This is a genomic window from Pseudomonas sp. GNP012, from assembly GCF_054343835.1.
The window spans coordinates 1,231,531-1,249,433 of the sequence record NZ_JBTGUU010000001.1 but is presented as its reverse complement, the minus strand read 5'-3'; the positions used below and the strand labels follow the sequence as shown (position 1 = coordinate 1,249,433).

General features: G+C 61.6%; 17 protein-coding genes. 16 read left to right on the top strand and 1 reads right to left on the bottom strand.

All coding sequences use genetic code 11. The annotated features are described in order from the left end of the window. Nucleotides 1-39: 39 nt before the first annotated feature. Together ACXX83_RS05425 and ACXX83_RS05420 are read left to right on the top strand one after the other, a co-directional pair. Nucleotides 40-831 (top strand): CPBP family intramembrane glutamic endopeptidase, encoded by a 792-nt coding sequence (locus ACXX83_RS05425; protein WP_217837674.1) that lies wholly within the window; start codon nucleotides 40-42, stop codon nucleotides 829-831. Between the two features lie 105 nt (nucleotides 832-936). Further along, nucleotides 937-2,502, top strand: a complete 1,566-nt coding sequence (locus ACXX83_RS05420) for a methyl-accepting chemotaxis protein (RefSeq protein WP_217837673.1) — start codon at nucleotides 937-939, stop codon at nucleotides 2,500-2,502. Nucleotides 2,503-2,706: 204 nt separating this feature from the next. Here the strand turns inward: ACXX83_RS05420 and ACXX83_RS05415 are convergent, their stop codons facing one another. Beyond that, nucleotides 2,707-3,384: an alpha/beta family hydrolase gene (locus ACXX83_RS05415; RefSeq protein ID WP_458547757.1), complete on the bottom strand. Its 678-nt coding sequence runs from the start codon at nucleotides 3,382-3,384 to the stop codon at nucleotides 2,707-2,709. Between the two features lie 95 nt (nucleotides 3,385-3,479). Between ACXX83_RS05415 and ccoN (ACXX83_RS05410) the strand changes: the two genes are divergently transcribed. From ccoN (ACXX83_RS05410) to hemN, 14 genes are all read left to right on the top strand, one after another. Further along, nucleotides 3,480-4,904 (top strand): cytochrome-c oxidase, cbb3-type subunit I, encoded by a 1,425-nt coding sequence (ccoN, locus tag ACXX83_RS05410; protein ID WP_015095988.1) that lies wholly within the window; start codon nucleotides 3,480-3,482, stop codon nucleotides 4,902-4,904. 10 nt (nucleotides 4,905-4,914) lie between these two features. Continuing rightward, on the top strand, nucleotides 4,915-5,523 hold the full coding sequence (ccoO, locus tag ACXX83_RS05405) for a cytochrome-c oxidase, cbb3-type subunit II (protein WP_458547756.1): 609 nt from the start codon (nucleotides 4,915-4,917) through the stop codon (nucleotides 5,521-5,523). A 3-nt stretch (nucleotides 5,524-5,526) separates the two neighbouring features. Further along, entirely contained in the window at nucleotides 5,527-5,721 is a 195-nt protein-coding gene (locus tag ACXX83_RS05400; RefSeq protein ID WP_458547755.1) for a cbb3-type cytochrome oxidase subunit 3, read from the top strand. Continuing rightward, on the top strand, nucleotides 5,718-6,671 hold the full coding sequence (gene ccoP / locus ACXX83_RS05395; RefSeq protein WP_217837672.1) for a cytochrome-c oxidase, cbb3-type subunit III: 954 nt from the start codon (nucleotides 5,718-5,720) through the stop codon (nucleotides 6,669-6,671). The genes ACXX83_RS05400 and ccoP (ACXX83_RS05395) overlap by 4 nt, the downstream gene beginning before the upstream one ends. Before the next feature lie 482 nt (nucleotides 6,672-7,153). Continuing rightward, complete coding sequence (gene ccoN / locus ACXX83_RS05390; protein WP_458547754.1) at nucleotides 7,154-8,596, top strand: cytochrome-c oxidase, cbb3-type subunit I; 1,443 nt, start codon at nucleotides 7,154-7,156, stop codon at nucleotides 8,594-8,596. Beyond that, nucleotides 8,596-9,204 (top strand): cytochrome-c oxidase, cbb3-type subunit II, encoded by a 609-nt coding sequence (ccoO, locus tag ACXX83_RS05385; RefSeq protein WP_011333287.1) that lies wholly within the window; start codon nucleotides 8,596-8,598, stop codon nucleotides 9,202-9,204. Before ccoN (ACXX83_RS05390) ends, ccoO (ACXX83_RS05385) begins: the two co-directional genes overlap by 1 nt. A gap of 5 nt (nucleotides 9,205-9,209) precedes the next feature. Continuing rightward, nucleotides 9,210-9,395 (top strand): CcoQ/FixQ family Cbb3-type cytochrome c oxidase assembly chaperone, encoded by a 186-nt coding sequence (locus ACXX83_RS05380; protein WP_003175465.1) that lies wholly within the window; start codon nucleotides 9,210-9,212, stop codon nucleotides 9,393-9,395. Continuing rightward, a complete protein-coding gene (gene ccoP, locus ACXX83_RS05375; RefSeq protein WP_015095991.1) occupies nucleotides 9,392-10,369 on the top strand; it encodes a cytochrome-c oxidase, cbb3-type subunit III in 978 nt (325 codons plus the stop codon). The genes ACXX83_RS05380 and ccoP (ACXX83_RS05375) overlap by 4 nt, the downstream gene beginning before the upstream one ends. A 397-nt stretch (nucleotides 10,370-10,766) precedes the next feature. Beyond that, on the top strand, nucleotides 10,767-12,182 hold the full coding sequence (gene ccoG / locus ACXX83_RS05370) for a cytochrome c oxidase accessory protein CcoG (RefSeq protein ID WP_458547753.1): 1,416 nt from the start codon (nucleotides 10,767-10,769) through the stop codon (nucleotides 12,180-12,182). 11 nt (nucleotides 12,183-12,193) lie between these two features. Beyond that, nucleotides 12,194-12,733 carry a FixH family protein gene (locus ACXX83_RS05365; RefSeq protein ID WP_458547752.1) on the top strand — a complete coding sequence of 180 codons (540 nt, stop codon included), beginning with the start codon at nucleotides 12,194-12,196 and terminating at the stop codon, nucleotides 12,731-12,733. A 154-nt stretch (nucleotides 12,734-12,887) separates the two neighbouring features. Then, the gene (locus tag ACXX83_RS05360) at nucleotides 12,888-15,341 is read left to right on the top strand and encodes a heavy metal translocating P-type ATPase (RefSeq protein WP_458547751.1); all 2,454 of its coding nucleotides are present in this window, start codon (nucleotides 12,888-12,890) and stop codon (nucleotides 15,339-15,341) included. Nucleotides 15,342-15,363: 22 nt separating this feature from the next. After that, complete coding sequence (gene ccoS / locus ACXX83_RS05355; RefSeq protein ID WP_007971444.1) at nucleotides 15,364-15,582, top strand: cbb3-type cytochrome oxidase assembly protein CcoS; 219 nt, start codon at nucleotides 15,364-15,366, stop codon at nucleotides 15,580-15,582. Next, a complete protein-coding gene (locus tag ACXX83_RS05350; RefSeq protein WP_458547750.1) occupies nucleotides 15,575-16,258 on the top strand; it encodes a sulfite exporter TauE/SafE family protein in 684 nt (227 codons plus the stop codon). The genes ccoS and ACXX83_RS05350 overlap by 8 nt, the downstream gene beginning before the upstream one ends. Before the next feature lie 236 nt (nucleotides 16,259-16,494). Continuing rightward, nucleotides 16,495-17,877 carry an oxygen-independent coproporphyrinogen III oxidase gene (gene hemN, locus ACXX83_RS05345; RefSeq protein WP_458550159.1) on the top strand — a complete coding sequence of 461 codons (1,383 nt, stop codon included), beginning with the start codon at nucleotides 16,495-16,497 and terminating at the stop codon, nucleotides 17,875-17,877. Nucleotides 17,878-17,903 lie beyond the last annotated feature (26 nt).

Genomic DNA, 17,903 nt, shown 5'->3' with positions numbered 1-17,903 from the left:
AGACTGGGGGAATCCAGAATTTCGATACAAGGACTTTCAATGTTTGCTCTGCCAAGGACTTTTCTGGCCCTCCTCTCCCTCGGCTACTACTTAGCACTGGACTTCAGCAGTATGAGTTGGCCGGCGGCGACTTCTGTTGCTTTGCTGTTGGTTTCCGGTTTTGCCGCTAGCCAGCAAACACTTCAGTTCGGTCGGTACCTCGGCCATGGCCTGTTCATCATTCTCGCGCTGGCCCTTGCCACGCATTGGTGGCCCGGTTTCTACAACGGCCCAATCATCGCCACGCAGCGTTTCACCGACGACGCGGTGCCGTTTTCCATGTACGCGAACCTTGACAAACCCCTGATCGGTTTTTGGCTGTTACTGGTCTGCCCATGGCTTGTCGGTCGGCGCTCGTTTCGATCGATCCTGTTTGCCACCGCACTGGCGTTGCCCCTGAGTGCCGTGCTGGCCTTGGGCGGCGCACTGTTGCTGGGTGTCGTCACTTGGGCACCGAAGTGGCCGGATTCTGCCTGGTTGTGGCTGCTCAACAATCTGCTGCTGGTGACGCTGGTCGAGGAAGCGCTGTTCCGCGGCTATATCCAGGGTGGCCTTAACCGATGCCTGAAAAACCTGCGCCATGGCGAAAACCTTGCCCTGCTCCTGGCTTCGTTGATCTTCGGCCTGGCCCATGCCGGGGCAGGCTGGCAATGGGTCCTGTTGGCCGGCCTGGCCGGGATCGGCTATGGCCTGGCCTACCGCTTCGGCGGGCTGGCGGCCGCCATCGCCACCCACTTCGGCTTGAACCTGCTGCACTTCGGCCTGTTCACGTATCCGATGCTCGCCGGCTGACGCAAGGGTCATTTTGCGACGCATCGCTAATTATCGAAAAATAATCTCAACAATCCGCCGGTATTGCCGATACAGCACTTGAAAGCCTTGCGGATTAAAAAAGCCATGCGTAACAACCAGCCAATTACACAACGCGAGCGGACCTTCCCGGCCCAGCAACGGTTGATTTCCACCACCGATGCCAAGGGCATGATCACCTACTGCAACGACGATTTCGTCGATATCAGCGGGTTCTCCCGGGAGGAGCTGATCCGTGCACCGCACAACCTGGTCCGTCACCCCGACGTCCCGGCCGCGGTGTTCGCCCACATGTGGGGCACGCTGAAACAAGGCTTGCCATGGATGGGCATTGTGAAGAATCGCTGCAAGAGCGGTGATCACTACTGGGTTAACGCCTATGTGACACCGATCTTCGAAGGCAATCAGGTGACCGGTTACGAGTCGGTGCGGGTCAAGCCCACCGCCGAACAGATCCGCCGTGCCGAAGCGCTCTACCAACGCATCAACCAGGGCAAGTCAGCCATTCCCTCTTCGGATAAATGGTTGCCGATCCTGCAGGACTGGCTGCCGTTCATCCTGGTCAGCCAGTTGAGCTTCATGATCGGTGCATCGCTTAACTCCCATTGGGGTTTTGCCCTGGCCGCCGGTCTTTCGGTGCCGCTGGGCCTGATGGGCCTGCAGTGGCAACAGCGCGGTCTCAAGCGTTTGCTGCGCCTGGCCGAGCAGACCACCTCCGATCCGTTGATCGCACAGATGTACACCGACAGTCGCGGCGCCCAGGCGCGGCTGGAGATGTCTATCCTCAGCCAGGAAGCACGCTTGAAAACCTGCCTGACGCGACTGCAGGATACGGCCGAGCACTTGACCGATCAGGCCAGGCAGTCCGATGCCCTGGCGCACAACAGCTCCAGCGGCCTGGAACGTCAACGGGTCGAGACCGAGCAAGTGGCCACGGCGGTCAACCAGATGGCCGCGACCACCCAGGAAGTCGCCAGCCACGTGCAACGCACGGCCGACGCCACCCAGGAAGCCAATCGGCTGACCGGTCGCGGTCGTGACATCGCCGGGGAAACCCGCGAAGCCATCCAGCGCCTGTCGGTGGTGGTGGGTGAAACCGGCGTCACCGTGACCCAACTGGCCAAGGACAGCAACGAAATCGGTGGCGTGGTCGACGTGATCAAAGGCATCGCCGACCAGACCAACCTGCTGGCCCTGAACGCCGCCATCGAAGCGGCCCGTGCCGGTGAGATGGGTCGTGGTTTTGCGGTGGTGGCCGACGAAGTCCGTCAGCTGGCGCAACGCACCAGCGAGTCCACCGGGCAGATTCATGCGCTGATCGCCAAGCTCCAACAAACCGCCGGTACTGCGGTGCAAACCATGGAAGCCGGGCATCGTCAGGCGGAAGAAGGCGTGGCGCGGGTGCTGGAAGCGGACCAGGCACTGGTGGGGATCAGTGAAGCGGTGGCCAACATCACCGACATGACCACCCAGATCGCCGCCGCGACCGAAGAGCAAAGTGCCGTGGCCGAAGAAATCAGCCGCAACATCAGCAACATCTCGGAGCTGGCGGACCAGACCTCGGAACAGGCGCAGAACTCGGCTTTGTTGAGTGAAGAGCTGACCAAGACTGCGAACACCCAGTATTCGTTGGTGGAACGGTTTAACCGCTGATTGCTGCTGGAATGACAAGAACCCGGACAGTGAGAGCTTCCGGGTTTTTTATTATCAATTTGAAAAGTATGTTGTCTGTGCGGGCGCCTTCGCGGGCAAGCCCGCTCCCACAGGGTTTTGCATTGATCACACGATCAAGCCACACCACAGATCACTGTGGGAGCGGGCTTGCCCGCGAAGAGGCAGGCCCAGACACCACTCATCTCAGAGAAGAAATGCGACCACTTTCTGCGCCGCAGCCGCCAAATGCTGCTCATGGCTAAAGCCCGAAGCTTTCAACGGCTTCAAGTCATGATCCCCCGCCACCAGCCAGAACACCTCGATAACCGGCGATAGCGAATACCCTTCGACCGCCTCCCGGTTGCACAACGCATCGCGCTCGCCTTGCACGATCAAGGTTCTAGTCTTGAGCCCCGCCAGATGCTCGACCCGCGGCTTCTCCGGCTTGCCCACCGCATAAAACGGGTAGCCCAGGCACACCAGCGCATCCGCCCCCAACTCATCGGCCAGCAAACTGGCCATGCGCCCACCCATGGACTTGCCGCCGATGGCCAGCGGCCCAGTGACATGGCGTCGCACCTGGGCATACACCTCACGCCAGCATTCGAGCAGTTTCGGCGCCGGATTCGGTGGGCGCTTGCCGCCGTCGAGGCGCCGCTGCGCCATGTAGGGAAACTCGAAGCGCAACACGTTGACGCCTTGTGCGGCGAGGCGTGCAGCCATGTCGCTCATCCAGTCGCTGTCCATCGGTGCACCGGCGCCGTGGGCGAGGATCAGCGTCGCCGCTGCCTTGCCGGCAGCGGCATTCCACAACCATCCATGATCCCGCACACACTGCGCCCATTGATCCCCGTCAATACCGGCCTTGTGCCCTTTGTCCATGCTTGCCTCGCTTTTAGTCTGCCTATAACTCCGGCCGAAGGGTGCGCTGCCTTGCGCGAGTGCGCTCACTTCGGCTGAACCGTGGATGGGGAACCATGAACACTTCTATCAGTACCGCCTACAACTACAAGGTGGTCCGCCAATTCGCCATTATGACGGTGGTGTGGGGCATCGTCGGCATGGGGCTCGGGGTTTTTCTCGCTGCCCAGTTGGTCTGGCCCGAACTCAACTTCAATTTGCCCTGGACCAGTTTCGGCCGCTTGCGCCCACTGCACACCAACGCGGTGATCTTCGCCTTCGGCGGCTGCGCGCTGTTCGCCAGCTCGTTCTATTCGGTGCAACGCACCTGCCAGTCGCAACTGTTTGCACCGAAAATCGCCGCGTTCTGCTTCTGGGGCTGGCAGCTTGTGATTCTCCTGGCGGCCATCAGCCTGCCGCTGGGCTACACCAGTTCCAAGGAATACGCCGAGCTGGAATGGCCGATCGACATCCTGATCACCATTGTCTGGGTCGCCTACGCCATCGTGTTCTTCGGCACGATCATGCAGCGCAAGACCAAACACATCTATGTCGGCAACTGGTTCTTCGGTGCGTTCATCATCACCGTGGCGATCCTGCACATCGTCAACAACATGGAGTTGCCGGTCAGTTTCACCAAGTCCTATTCGCTGTACTCCGGTGCCACCGACGCGATGGTGCAATGGTGGTACGGACACAACGCCGTGGGCTTTTTCCTCACCGCCGGTTTCCTCGGCATGATGTATTACTTCGTGCCGAAACAGGCCGAGCGCCCGGTGTATTCCTATCGCTTGTCGATCGTGCACTTCTGGGCGCTGATCACCCTGTACATCTGGGCCGGCCCCCACCACTTGCACTACACCGCGCTGCCGGACTGGGCGCAGTCGCTGGGCATGGTGATGTCGCTGATCCTGCTCGCGCCGAGCTGGGGCGGCATGATCAACGGCATGATGACCCTGTCGGGCGCCTGGCATAAGTTGCGCAGCGACCCGATCCTGCGCTTCCTCGTGGTGTCGCTGGCGTTCTACGGCATGTCGACCTTCGAAGGGCCGATGATGGCGATCAAGACGGTCAACGCCCTCTCCCACTACACCGACTGGACCATCGGCCACGTACACGCCGGCGCGCTCGGCTGGGTGGCGATGATTTCCATCGGCGCGCTGTACCACATGATCCCGAAAGTCTTCGGACGCGAGCAGATGCACAGCATCGGCCTGATCAACGCGCACTTCTGGCTCGCCACCATCGGCACCGTGCTGTACATCGCCTCGATGTGGGTCAACGGCATCGCCCAGGGCCTGATGTGGCGTGCGGTGAACGAGGACGGCACGCTGACCTACTCCTTCGTCGAGACCCTGGTGGCCAGCCACCCTGGCTTCGTCGTGCGGCTGGTGGGCGGCGCGATCTTCCTCAGCGGCATGTTCCTGATGGCCTACAACACCTGGCGCACCGTGCGGGCCTCGCAGCCTGCCGAAGTCGCCGCTGCCGCGCAGATGGCCTGAGGAGTCCGCCATGAAACACGAAACTATCGAGAAAAACGTCGGCCTGTTGCTGCTGTTGATGATCCTGGCCGTGAGCATCGGTGGCCTGACCCAGATTGTCCCGCTGTTCTTCCAGGACGTGACCAATAAGCCGGTCGAAGGCATGAAGCCCTACACCGCGCTGCAACTGGAAGGCCGCGACATCTACATCCGCGAAGGCTGTGTCGGCTGTCACTCACAGATGATCCGTCCGTTCCGCGCCGAGACCGAACGCTACGGGCACTACTCGGTGGCCGGCGAAAGCGTTTGGGACCACCCGTTCCTGTGGGGTTCGAAACGTACCGGGCCGGACCTGGCACGGGTCGGTGCGCGCTACTCGGATGACTGGCACCGCGCGCACTTGTACAACCCGCGCAACGTCGTGCCGGAGTCGAAGATGCCCGCCTACCCGTGGCTGGTGGCCAACCAACTCGACAGCAGCCACACCGAATCCAAGATCAAGGCCATGCGCACCCTGGGCGTGCCGTACACCGACGAGGACATCACCGGCGCCGTCGCTTCGCTCAAGGGCAAGAGCGAGATGGATGCGCTGGTAGCCTACCTGCAAGTGCTCGGCACTGCCATCAAGAGCAAGAGGTGAGCAATGTTTGAATTGAGCACTGGAATGATCCGCGGCCTGGGCACCGTCGTCGTGTTCGTGGCCTTCGTCGGCCTGACGCTGTGGGTATTCAACAGCAAGCGCGGCCCGGAATTCGCCGAAGCGCGCCTGCTGCCGTTCGCCGACGAACCACAACCCGACATCACCGAAGATTCAGCAACAAGGAGTACCCGGCCATGACCACCTTCTGGAGTACGTGGATCTGCGTACTGACCATCGGCAGCCTGATCGGCCTGACCTGGCTGCTGATTGGCACCCGCAAGGGCGAGACCAAGGGCAGCGTCGACCAGACCATGGGCCACAGCTTCGATGGCATCGAGGAGTACGACAACCCGCTGCCGCAATGGTGGTTCATGCTGTTCGCCGGCACGCTGGTGTTCGCCGTCGGTTACCTGATCCTTTATCCCGGCCTGGGCAACTGGAAAGGCGTCCTCCCCGGCTATGAAAACGGCTGGACCGGGGCCCACGAGTGGGAAAAGGAAATGGCCAGGGCGGACGCGAAATTCGGACCGATCTTCGCCAAATTTTCGGCAATGCCACTGGAAGAAGTCGCCAAAGACCCGCAAGCGCTGAAAATGGGCGGCCGCCTGTTTGCCTCCAACTGCTCGGTGTGCCACGGCTCGGACGCCAAGGGTGCATTCGGTTTCCCCAACCTGACCGACAGCGACTGGCGCTGGGGTGCCAGCGCAGAAACCATCAAGACCACCATCATGGGTGGCCGGATGGCGATGATGCCGGCCTGGGGTGAAGTGCTGGGGGAGGAAGGTGTGAAAAACGTCGCCGCTTATGTGCGCCATGATCTGGCCGGCCTGCCGTTGCCGGAAGGCAGCAAGGCGGACCTGCAAGCCGGACAGCAAGCCTTCAGCACCACCTGCGTCGCCTGCCATGGAGCGAACGGCCAGGGAACCGAAGCCATGGGCGCGCCGAACCTGACGCACCCGGCCGGCTTCATTTACGGCACCAGCCTGACGCAGCTTGAACAGACGATTCGTCATGGCCGCCAGGGCCATATGCCGGCGCAGAACGAACTGCTCGGCAATGACAAGGTGCAATTGCTGGCCGCGTATGTGTACAGCCTGTCCCACGGTTTGAATACCGAGCGCCTGCAGGCTGAAGACAACCGCGAATAAATCCCGACCGCTCTGCTGCCGCATTCTCCCGGATGCGGCAGTTCCCTGCCCCTTTGCGACGCATTGTCGCACCCTCTCTGACTCTTCCTTTCGGTTCCCCGGATTCAGGTCTAAGCTTCCCCCGATGCGGACTGGCCGGTGCCGGTTCCAGGTCGACCCTGAACGATGTGTTCGACGAATCTGCCCGATGACAGGCCGCAAAGGCTGGTAGATACCGGCTGTCGCGCCAATCTCCTTCGGTCAGCCAAACGTTGCGTTTGAACACACCCCGTTACATCCGACCTGACCCCCTCGCCTGATCATTCCGCCGGGACGTTTTGCCCGCGGGCAATTTTGTCCCTACGCGGCGCATGGAAAGGCCGCAGAATCAGCATTTGAAAGCATTGACCCAGGTCATGGCGCGTTGCAATGACCCCCTGCTTTCTCCATACTTGCGGCCGATTTTTAATCCTAATAAAACACCCAAACCGTGGAACCTTAGAATGAGCACAGCAATCAGTCCGACTGCTTATAACTATAAGGTAGTCCGCCAGTTCGCCATCATGACGGTGGTCTGGGGGATCCTTGGCATGGGGCTCGGTGTCTTCATCGCCTCGCAACTGGTCTGGCCGGAGTTGAACTTCGGTCTGGCATGGACGAGCTTTGGACGCCTGCGCCCGCTGCACACCAACCTGGTGATTTTCGCCTTCGGTGGATGTGCACTGTTTGCCACTTCCTATTACGTCGTGCAGCGAACCTGCCAAACGCGACTGATTTCCGACAGCCTCGCCGCCTTCACCTTCTGGGGATGGCAAGCGGTGATCGTCGGCGCGATCATTACCTTGCCGATGGGTTTCACCACCACCAAGGAATACGCGGAACTGGAATGGCCCCTGGCTATTCTGCTGGCCATTGTCTGGGTCACCTACGGTCTGGTGTTCTTCGGCACCATCGTCAAGCGCAAGACCAAGCACATCTATGTGGGTAACTGGTTCTACGGCGCCTTCATCGTCGTGACCGCGATGCTGCACATCGTCAACCACATGTCGCTGCCGGTCAGCCTGTTCAAGTCCTACTCGGCCTACTCGGGTGCGACGGACGCAATGATCCAGTGGTGGTACGGCCACAACGCCGTGGGCTTCTTCCTGACCACCGGCTTCCTGGGCATGATGTACTACTTCGTGCCGAAACAGGCCGAGCGCCCGATCTACTCCTATCGCCTGTCGATCGTGCACTTCTGGGCGCTGATCACCCTGTACATCTGGGCCGGCCCCCACCACCTGCACTACACCGCACTGCCGGACTGGGCTCAGTCGCTGGGCATGGCGATGTCGATCATCCTGCTGGCTCCGAGCTGGGGCGGCATGATCAACGGCATGATGACCCTGTCGGGCGCCTGGCATAAGCTGCGCACCGACCCGATCCTGCGTTTCCTGGTGGTGTCGCTGGCGTTCTACGGCATGTCGACCTTCGAAGGCCCGATGATGGCCATCAAGACCGTCAACTCGCTGTCGCACTACACCGACTGGACCATCGGTCACGTACACGCTGGCGCCTTGGGCTGGGTAGCGATGATCTCGATCGGCGCCATCTACCACATGATCCCGAAACTGTTCGGTCGTGCGCAGATGCACAGCACCGGCCTGATCAACACGCACTTCTGGCTCGCGACCATCGGTACCGTGCTCTACATCGCCTCGATGTGGGTCAACGGCATCACCCAGGGCCTGATGTGGCGTGCAATCAACGACGACGGCACCCTCACCTACTCGTTCGTCGAAGCGCTGCAAGCCAGCCACCCGGGCTTCATCGTTCGCGCCCTGGGCGGTGCGTTCTTCGCCACCGGCATGCTGTTCATGGCCTACAACGTATTCCGTACCGTACGCGCCTCGAACCCGGCTGAAGCTCAAGCCGCCGAACAGATCGTTGTAGTTGGAGCTCACTGATGAAGCATGAAGCAGTCGAGAAGAACATTGGCCTGCTGGCCTTCTTCATGGTCATCGCCGTCAGCGTCGGCGGCCTGACCCAGATCGTTCCGCTGTTTTTCCAGGACGTCACCAACAAGCCGGTCGAGGGCATGAAGCCCCGCACCGCCCTTGAACTGGAAGGCCGGGACGTTTATATCGCCAACGGTTGTGTCGGCTGCCACTCGCAGATGATCCGTCCGTTCCGTGCTGAAACCGAACGTTATGGCCACTACTCGGTCGCCGGTGAAAGCGTCTGGGACCACCCGTTCCTGTGGGGTTCCAAGCGTACCGGTCCGGACCTGGCCCGTGTCGGCGGTCGTTACTCCGATGACTGGCAGCGTGCGCACCTGTACAACCCGCGCAACGTCGTGCCCGAATCGAAAATGCCGGCCTACCCGTTCCTCGTGGAAAACAAGCTCGACGGCAAAGACACCGCCAAGAAAATGGAAGTGTTGCGCACGCTCGGCGTCCCTTACACCGACGAAGACATCGCCGGCGCCAGGGATGCCGTGAAGGGCAAAACCGAAATGGACGCGCTGGTGGCCTATCTGCAAGGCCTGGGCACCATCATCAAAAGCAAACGGTGAATTAGATGGATATCGGGATGATTCGTGGCCTGGGCACCGTTGTCGTGATGGTGGCCTTCATCGGACTGGCACTGTGGGTGTTCAGTCCCAAGCGCAAGTCGGAGTTTGAAGACGCGACCTTGCTGCCTTTCGCGGATGATCCCGAAGCCATCAAGCACGTCGAGCAAGCTTCTAGGAGTAACAAAGAATGACTACATTCTGGAGTCTGTACGTCACAGTCCTCAGTCTCGGTACGATCTTTTCCCTGACCTGGCTGCTGCTGTCGACCCGCAAGGGCCAGCGCACCGAGCAGACAGACGAGACGGTCGGGCACTCCTTCGACGGGATCGAGGAGTACGACAACCCGCTGCCGAAATGGTGGTTCATGCTGTTCGTGGGCACCATCATCTTCGCACTGGGCTACCTGGCGCTGTATCCGGGCCTGGGTAACTGGAAAGGCCTGCTGCCGGGTTACGGCTACCTCGACAACGAGAAGCAGACCCCCTTCGCCAACGGCCAGACCGGCTGGACCGGCGTCCACGAGTGGGAAAAGGAAATGGCCAAGTCGGACGCCAAGTTCGGTCCGATCTTCGCCAAATTCGCAGCCATGCCAATCGAAGAAGTGGCCAAGGACCCGCAAGCCCTGAAGATGGGTGGCCGACTGTTCGCCTCCAACTGCTCGGTCTGCCACGGTTCCGACGCCAAGGGCGCCTATGGCTTCCCTAACCTGACCGACGCCGACTGGCGCTGGGGCGGCGAGCCGCAAACCATCAAGACCAGCATCATGGGCGGCCGTCATGCGGTGATGCCGGCGTGGGCTGAAGTGATCGGCGAGCAAGGCGTGGCCGACGTGGCAGCGTTTGTCCTGACCAACCTCGATGGTCGCAAGCTGCCGGAAGGCGCCAAGGCCGACCCGGTTGCCGGACAGAAGCTGTTCGCCGCCAACTGCGTGGCGTGCCACGGTCCGGAAGGCAAAGGTACGCCAGCGATGGGCGCACCCGACCTGACTCACCCGGCAGCGTTCATCTACGGTTCGAGCTTCGCTCAACTGCAGCAGACCATCCGTTACGGCCGCCAGGGCCAGATGCCTGCGCAAGAGCAACTGCAAGGTAACGACAAGGTTCACCTGCTGGCCGCTTACGTCTACAGCTTGTCTCATGGTGAGAAGGCTGCGGACGCCGAGTAAGGCAAACGCTTGATGCAATAAAAAACGGCCCCGCCAATGAGAATTGGCGGGGCCTTTTTTATGGTTCTTCACGCATTCCCGGGAAACTGTAATTAAATGGACTCGCCCAAGCCGAGGCGTCTGTGCGCCGCGGCGCCCTTGACTCCATCGCCAGCAGGCTGGCTCCTACAGGTTGTTGCGTTGAGAAATGACTCCGCCCACACCCAAAAACCGTCCATAATTCCCAAGTCAATTGATTCAAGTCATTACACCATCAATTGATTTTGCCAAACGTGACCAAAGGTCGCACCCTTGAGCTAGAGCGACAGGCGTATCATTGCGCCACTGCAACACTCCTTTTTGACCGCGGTCGGCACGTACTGACCGAGGCACTTTTCCACTGCCGTGGGATGCAATGATGAGCAACCAGATTCCGGTACACGACGTCACTCCACCCACCAAGAACGCGAACAACAGCGTCGACCTCTACGCCGCCAGGGAAAAAATCTACACCCGCGCCTTCACCGGCCTGTTCCGTAACCTGCGGATGACCGGCGGTGCCCTGTTGTTCCTGCTGTATTTCGGTACGGTGTGGCTGGATTGGGGCGGTCATCAGGCGGTCTGGTGGAACCTGCCGGAGCGCAAGTTTTTCATTTTCGGCGCCACCTTCTGGCCCCAGGACTTCATCCTGCTGTCCGGCATGCTGATCATCGCCGCGTTCGGCCTGTTCTTCATCACGGTGTACGCCGGCCGGGTCTGGTGCGGTTATACCTGCCCGCAAAGTGTGTGGACCTGGATCTTCATGTGGTGCGAAAAAGTCACCGAAGGTGATCGCAACCAGCGCATCAAGCTCGACAAGGCGCCGATGAGCGCCAACAAGTTCCTGCGCAAGTTCAGCAAGCACAGTCTGTGGCTGTTGATCGGTTTCGTCACTGGCATGACCTTCGTCGGTTACTTCTCGCCAATCCGCGAACTGGTGTTCGACTTCTTCACAGGTCACGCCGATGGCTGGTCTTACTTCTGGGTCGGTTTCTTCACCCTCGCCACTTACGGCAACGCTGGCTGGTTGCGCGAACAGGTGTGCATCTACATGTGCCCGTACGCGCGCTTCCAGAGCGTGATGTTCGACAAGGACACCCTGATCGTTTCCTACGACCCGCGCCGCGGCGAAGGCCGTGGCCCGCGCAAGAAAGGCATCGATTACAAGGCCCAGGGCCTGGGTGACTGCATCGACTGCACCATGTGCGTCCAGGTCTGCCCGACCGGTATCGACATCCGCGACGGCCTGCAAATCGAATGCATCGGCTGCGCCGCCTGCATCGATGCCTGCGACGCCATCATGGACAAGATGGATTACCCGCGCGGGCTGATCAGCTACACCACCGAGCACAACCTGTCCGGGCAGAAAACCCATAAACTGCGTCCACGCCTGATCGGCTATGCCGTGGTACTGCTGGCGATGATCAGCTTGCTGGTGACCGCGTTTTTCATGCGTGCGCTGGTGGGTTTCGATGTCAGCAAGGACCGCGTGCTGTACCGCGAGAACGCCGAAGGCCGGATCGAAAACGTCTACAGCCTGAAAATCATGAACAAGGACCAGCGCGACCATACCTACCTGCTCGAAGCCTCCGGCCTGCCGGATCTCAAATTGCAGGGCCGGCGCGAGATCAAGGTCGCGGCCGGCGAGATCGTCAGCCAGCCTGCCGAACTGTCGGTCGCGCCGGAAAAACTGCCGTCGAGCACCAACGAGGTGAAATTCATCCTCAAGGATGCCGATGACGACAGTGTCCACATTGAAGCCAAGAGCCGGTTCATCGGCCCACAAATTCGTTGAGAGAACTGAACATGCCCGCAGCAACTGCCGCAAGCCCCTGGTACAAGCACCTCTGGCCGTGGATCATCATCGGGATCCTGGCCTGCTCGGTTGCCCTGACCTTGTCCATGGTGACCATCGCGGTGAAGAACCCGGACAACCTGGTCAACGACAACTACTACGAGGCCGGCAAAGGCATCAACCGCTCCCTCGACCGTGAGCTGCTGGCCCAGAACCTGAAAATGCGCGCCAGTATTCATCTCGATGACGTGACCGGCGAAGTTGACCTGCGCCTGAGCGGCGACAGCCATCCGAAAACCCTGGAGCTGAACCTGATCTCGCCGACCCAGCCCGAGAAGGATCGCAAGATCACCCTGACCCGCAGCGAAACCGAGCAGGGTCGCTACATTGGCCAGTTGAGCGACAAGATCGAAGGCCGGCGTTTTGTCGAATTGCTTGGCACCCAGGACGACCACATCTGGCGCATGTTCGAAGAAGAACTGGTCAACCATGACAAGGATCTGCAGCTCGGTGATGAACCTCTGCAAGGCGCCGAAGACCTGAAGAAATAAAGCAGCGCTTCGCGCATCGCGAGCAAGCTCGCTCCCACAGTTGATCACCGCCGTGCTCAGAACCTGAGTACACCTATGATCCCTGTGGGAGCGAGCTTGCTCGCGATGAGGCCCTATCAGACGCCAGAGATTCAGCAGTACTAGTGAATACTCCATGACCACCACCCCACTCCCCTGCTACCACTGCGCCCTGCCCGTTCCGGCCGGCAGTCGCTTCACCGCCGTCGTACTCGGGGAGTCCCGCGAGTTCTGCTGCCCGGGTTGCCAGGCCGTGGCCGAGGCCATCGTCGCCGGGGGACTGGATAGCTATTACCAGCACCGCAGCGAAGCCTCGGCCAACCCCGAGGCGCTACCGGTACAACTGGTCGACGAACTGGCGCTTTACGACCGCGCCGATGTGCAGCAGCCCTTTGTCCGCCACGAAGGCGAAATGGCCGAAACCACGCTGCTGATGGAAGGCATCAGTTGCGCCGCCTGCGGCTGGCTGATCGAAAAACACCTGCGCACCTTGCCGGCGGTGGCCGAAGCGCGCCTGAACCTCTCCAACCACCGCCTGCACGTGCGCTGGAGCGACGCGCAATTACCCCTGAGCCGGGTCCTCAGCGAACTGCGCCACATCGGGTACGCCGCACACCCCTATCAGGCCGATCGCGCCAGCGAGCAACTGGCCAGCGAAAACCGCCTGGCCCTGCGCCAGCTTGGCGTGGCCGGGTTGCTGTGGTTCCAGGCGATGATGGCAACCATGGCCACCTGGCCTGAATTCAACATCGACCTCAGTCCCGAACTGCATACCATCCTGCGCTGGGTCGCGCTGTTCCTCACCACCCCGATCGTGTTCTACAGCTGCGCGCCGTTTTTCAAAGGCGCCATGCGCGATCTGCGCACCCGCCACCTGACCATGGACGTTTCCGTGTCGCTGGCCATCGGCAGCGCCTACGTTGCCGGGATCTGGACCTCGATCACCGGGGTGGGCGAGCTGTATTTCGATGCCGTCGGCATGTTTGCCCTGTTCCTGCTGGCCGGGCGCTATCTGGAGCGGCGCGCCCGCGAGCGCACGGCCGCCGCCACCGCGCAGCTGGTGAATCTGTTGCCCGCCTCGTGCCTGCGCTTGACGCCTGAAGGCCAGAGCGAACGCATTCTGCTCAGCGAACTGCGAATCGGTGATCAGGTACTGGTTCATCCAGGCGCCATTCTCCCGGCTGACGGCAAGATCCTCGACGGCCAATCGAGTATCGACGAATCGCTGCTGACCGGCGAATACCTGCCGCACCCTCGCACCCTCGGCGATGCGGTCACCGCCGGCACTCTGAACGTCGAAGGCGCACTGACCGTCGAGGTCCAGGCCCTGGGCCAGGACACACGTCTCTCGGCCATCGTTCGCCTGCTCGATCGTGCCCAGGCCGAAAAGCCGCGCCTGGCGGAAATCGCCGACCGCGCCGCACAATGGTTCCTGCTGTTGTCGCTGATCGCGGCTGCGGCCATTGGTCTGTTGTGGTGGGAACTGGACTCATCGCGAGCCTTCTGGATCGTGCTGGCGATGCTCGTGGCGACCTGCCCGTGCGCGTTGTCGCTGGCGACGCCGACCGCCCTCACCGCGGCCACCGGCACCTTGCACAAACTCGGCCTGCTGCTGACCCGCGGTCATGTGCTGGAAGGCCTGAACCAGATCGATACGGTGATTTTCGACAAGACCGGCACCCTCACCGAAGGCCGGCTGGCGTTGCGCTCGATCCGCCCCCTCGGCGCCCTCGACAGCGACCAATGCCTGGGCCTGGCCGCCGCCCTGGAAAACCGCTCCGAACACCCCATCGCCCGCGCTTTCGGTCGTGCCCCCATGGCGGCCGAAGAAGTCCACAGCACACCGGGTCTTGGCCTGGAGGGGCTGGTTGAAGGGCGGCGCCTGCGCATCGGTCAACCGGGATTCGTCTGCGAACTCAGTGGCGCCCTGGTGCCGTCGATGCCCGAAGAAGCCGGCCAATGGCTGCTGCTCGGCGACAGCGAAGGGCCGCTGGCCTGGCTCGTCCTCGATGATCGCTTGCGCGCCGATGCGCCGGCCTTGCTGGCCGCGTGCAAGGCGCGGGGCTGGCGCACGCTGTTGTTGTCCGGCGACAGCTCGCCGATGGTCGCCAGCGTGGCAGCGGAACTGGGCATCGATGAAGCGCGCGGCGGCTTGCGCCCGGACGACAAACTGCAAGTCCTGCAACAACTGCACAAGGAAGGTCGCAAGGTGTTGATGCTGGGGGACGGCGTCAATGACGTGCCGGTGCTGGCGGCTGCGGATATCAGCGTCGCCATGGGCTCGGCCACTGACCTGGCGAAAACCAATGCCGATGCGGTGCTGCTGTCCAACCGCCTCGACGCGCTGGTGCAAGCCTTCAGCCTGGCGCGGCGCACCCGTCGAGTCATTATCGAGAACCTGTTGTGGGCCGGGTTGTACAATGGCCTCATGTTGCCCTTCGCTGCCCTCGGCTGGATCACTCCGGTCTGGGCGGCGGTAGGCATGTCGATCAGTTCGTTGACCGTGGTGCTGAACGCGCTGCGCCTGACTCGCATGCCGAGCGAGCGCACCCTCGACACCCCGCCAGAAACCCGCCCGCTGCCGGCCTGAGCCGCGCGGGCATGGAGTCCAGATGCCAGCTCTCTACGTGATGATTCCCGCTGCGCTGCTGATCGTGGCCATCGCCGTCTATATCTTCTTCTGGGCGGTCGACAGCGGGCAGTACGACGACCTCGACGGCCCGGCCCACAGCATCCTGTTCGACGACCAGGACCCGAACCACACCGCCGCCGTGGACGAAGCCAGCGGCCAACCGGCCAAACCGCAAGACAAGGCCCCGCCCCATGCTTGAACTGGCGCCACTGCTGGTATCGGCGGTGATCCTCGGCTTGCTCGGCGGCGGTCATTGCCTGGGCATGTGCGGCGGCTTGATGGGCGCGCTGACCCTGGCGATTCCCAAGGAGCAACGCAGCCGCCGCTTTCGCCTGCTGCTGGCCTACAACCTGGGGCGGATTCTGAGCTACGCCTGCGCCGGACTGTTGATCGGCCTGGCCGGATGGGCCGTGGCCAGCAGCCCGGCGGCGATGTTCCTGCGCATCCTCGCCGGCTTGCTGCTGATTGCCATGGGGCTTTACCTGGCCGGCTGGTGGAGTGGCCTGACCCGTATCGAAAGCCTCGGTCGAGGCTTGTGGCGGCACATCCAGCCAGTCGCCAACCGGTTGCTGCCAGTATCAAGCGTTCCGCGCGCGTTGCTGCTGGGTGCGCTCTGGGGCTGGCTGCCGTGCGGCCTGGTTTACAGCACCTTGCTGTGGTCGGCCAGCCAGGGCAACGCGCTGGACAGTGCATTGTTGATGCTCGCGTTCGGGCTTGGCACTTGGCCGGTGCTGCTGGCGACCGGCCTGGCCGCCGAGCGCGTCACCGCGGTGTTGCGCAAGCGCAGCGTGCGGATGGCGGGTGGGGTGCTGGTGATGTTGTTCGGCATCTGGACCTTGCCGGGACCGCATCAGCATTGGCTCATGGGGCACTAACATTGTGGCGAGGGGGCTTGCCCCCGTTCGGCGGCGAAGCCGTCGTAAACCCGGTAACTCCTTTCGCACTGACTCACCGCATTCTCCGATTTTGGGGCTGCTTCGCAGCCCAACGGGGGCAAGCCCCCTCGCCACAAATGAGCCTCAAACACTCACTTGATGCAAATCAAGATGCCCCACCCCGCCCTCGCATAAAGTGGCCGACACTGCCAGCCTATCCGGGGAATGCCCGCATGATGCTCGACGCCATTCGTTGGGACACTGATCTGATCCGCCGTTATGACCTGGCGGGACCCCGCTACACCTCGTACCCGACCGCCGTGCAATTCAACAGCCAGGTCGGCACCTTCGACCTGTTTCATGCCCTGCGCGACAGCCGCAAGGCCCAACGCCCATTGTCCCTGTACGTGCACGTGCCGTTCTGCGCGAACATCTGCTACTACTGCGCCTGCAACAAGGTCATCACCAAGGATCGCGGCCGGGCGCAGCCGTATTTGCAGCGCCTGGAACAGGAAATCCAGCTGATCGCCTGCCACCTCGACCCCACCCAGAAAGTCGAGCAACTGCACTTCGGTGGCGGCACGCCGACCTTTCTCAGCCACGACGAATTGCGCCAGTTGATGGCGCACTTGCGCAAACACTTCAATTTGCTGGACGACGATTCCGGCGACTACGGCATCGAAATCGACCCTCGCGAGGCCGATTGGTCGACCATGGGACTGCTGCGCGAACTGGGTTTCAATCGGGTCAGCATCGGCCTGCAAGACCTCGACCCGGCGGTGCAGCGAGCGGTCAATCGCCTGCAAAGCCTGGAAGAAACCCGCGCGGTGATCGACGCTGCCCGCACCTTGCAGTTTCGCTCGATCAATATCGACCTGATCTACGGCCTGCCGAGACAGACGCCGGAGAACTTCGCCCGCACCGTCGAAGAGGTCATAAACCTGCAACCGGACAGGTTATCGGTATTCAACTACGCCCACCTGCCGGAACGCTTCATGCCCCAGCGACGCATCAACAGCAATGAGCTGCCGACGCCCGCGCAGAAACTGGAAATGCTGCAGCGCACCATTGAGCAACTGATCAGCGCCGGTTACCGCTACATCGGCATGGACCATTTCGCCCTGCCTGACGACGAGCTGGCGATCGCCCAGGAAGAATCGACCCTGCAACGTAATTTCCAGGGCTACACCACCCACGGTCATTGCGATCTGATCGGCCTCGGCGTCTCGGCAATCAGCCAGATCGGCGACCTCTACTGCCAGAACAGCAGCGACCTGAACCACTATCAGAACACCCTGGCCTCAATGCAACTGGCCACCAGCCGCGGCCTGCTGTGCAATGCCGATGACCGGCTGCGGCGCGCGGTCATTGCGCAATTGATCTGCAACTTCAGCCTGGAATTCTGCGACATCGAACAGGCCTTCAACGTCGACTTCCAGGGCTACTTCGGCGAACTCTGGCCCCAACTGCAAGACATGGCCAAAGACGGGCTGATCGAACTCGATCGCGACAGGATCACCATCCTGCCCGCCGGGCGACTGTTGGTGCGTTCGGTGTGCATGGTGTTCGACGCGTACCTGGAACAACACAGTCGCCAGCGATTTTCGCGGGTGATCTAATTCTGCAAGCTAGCGCCCCAGACTGG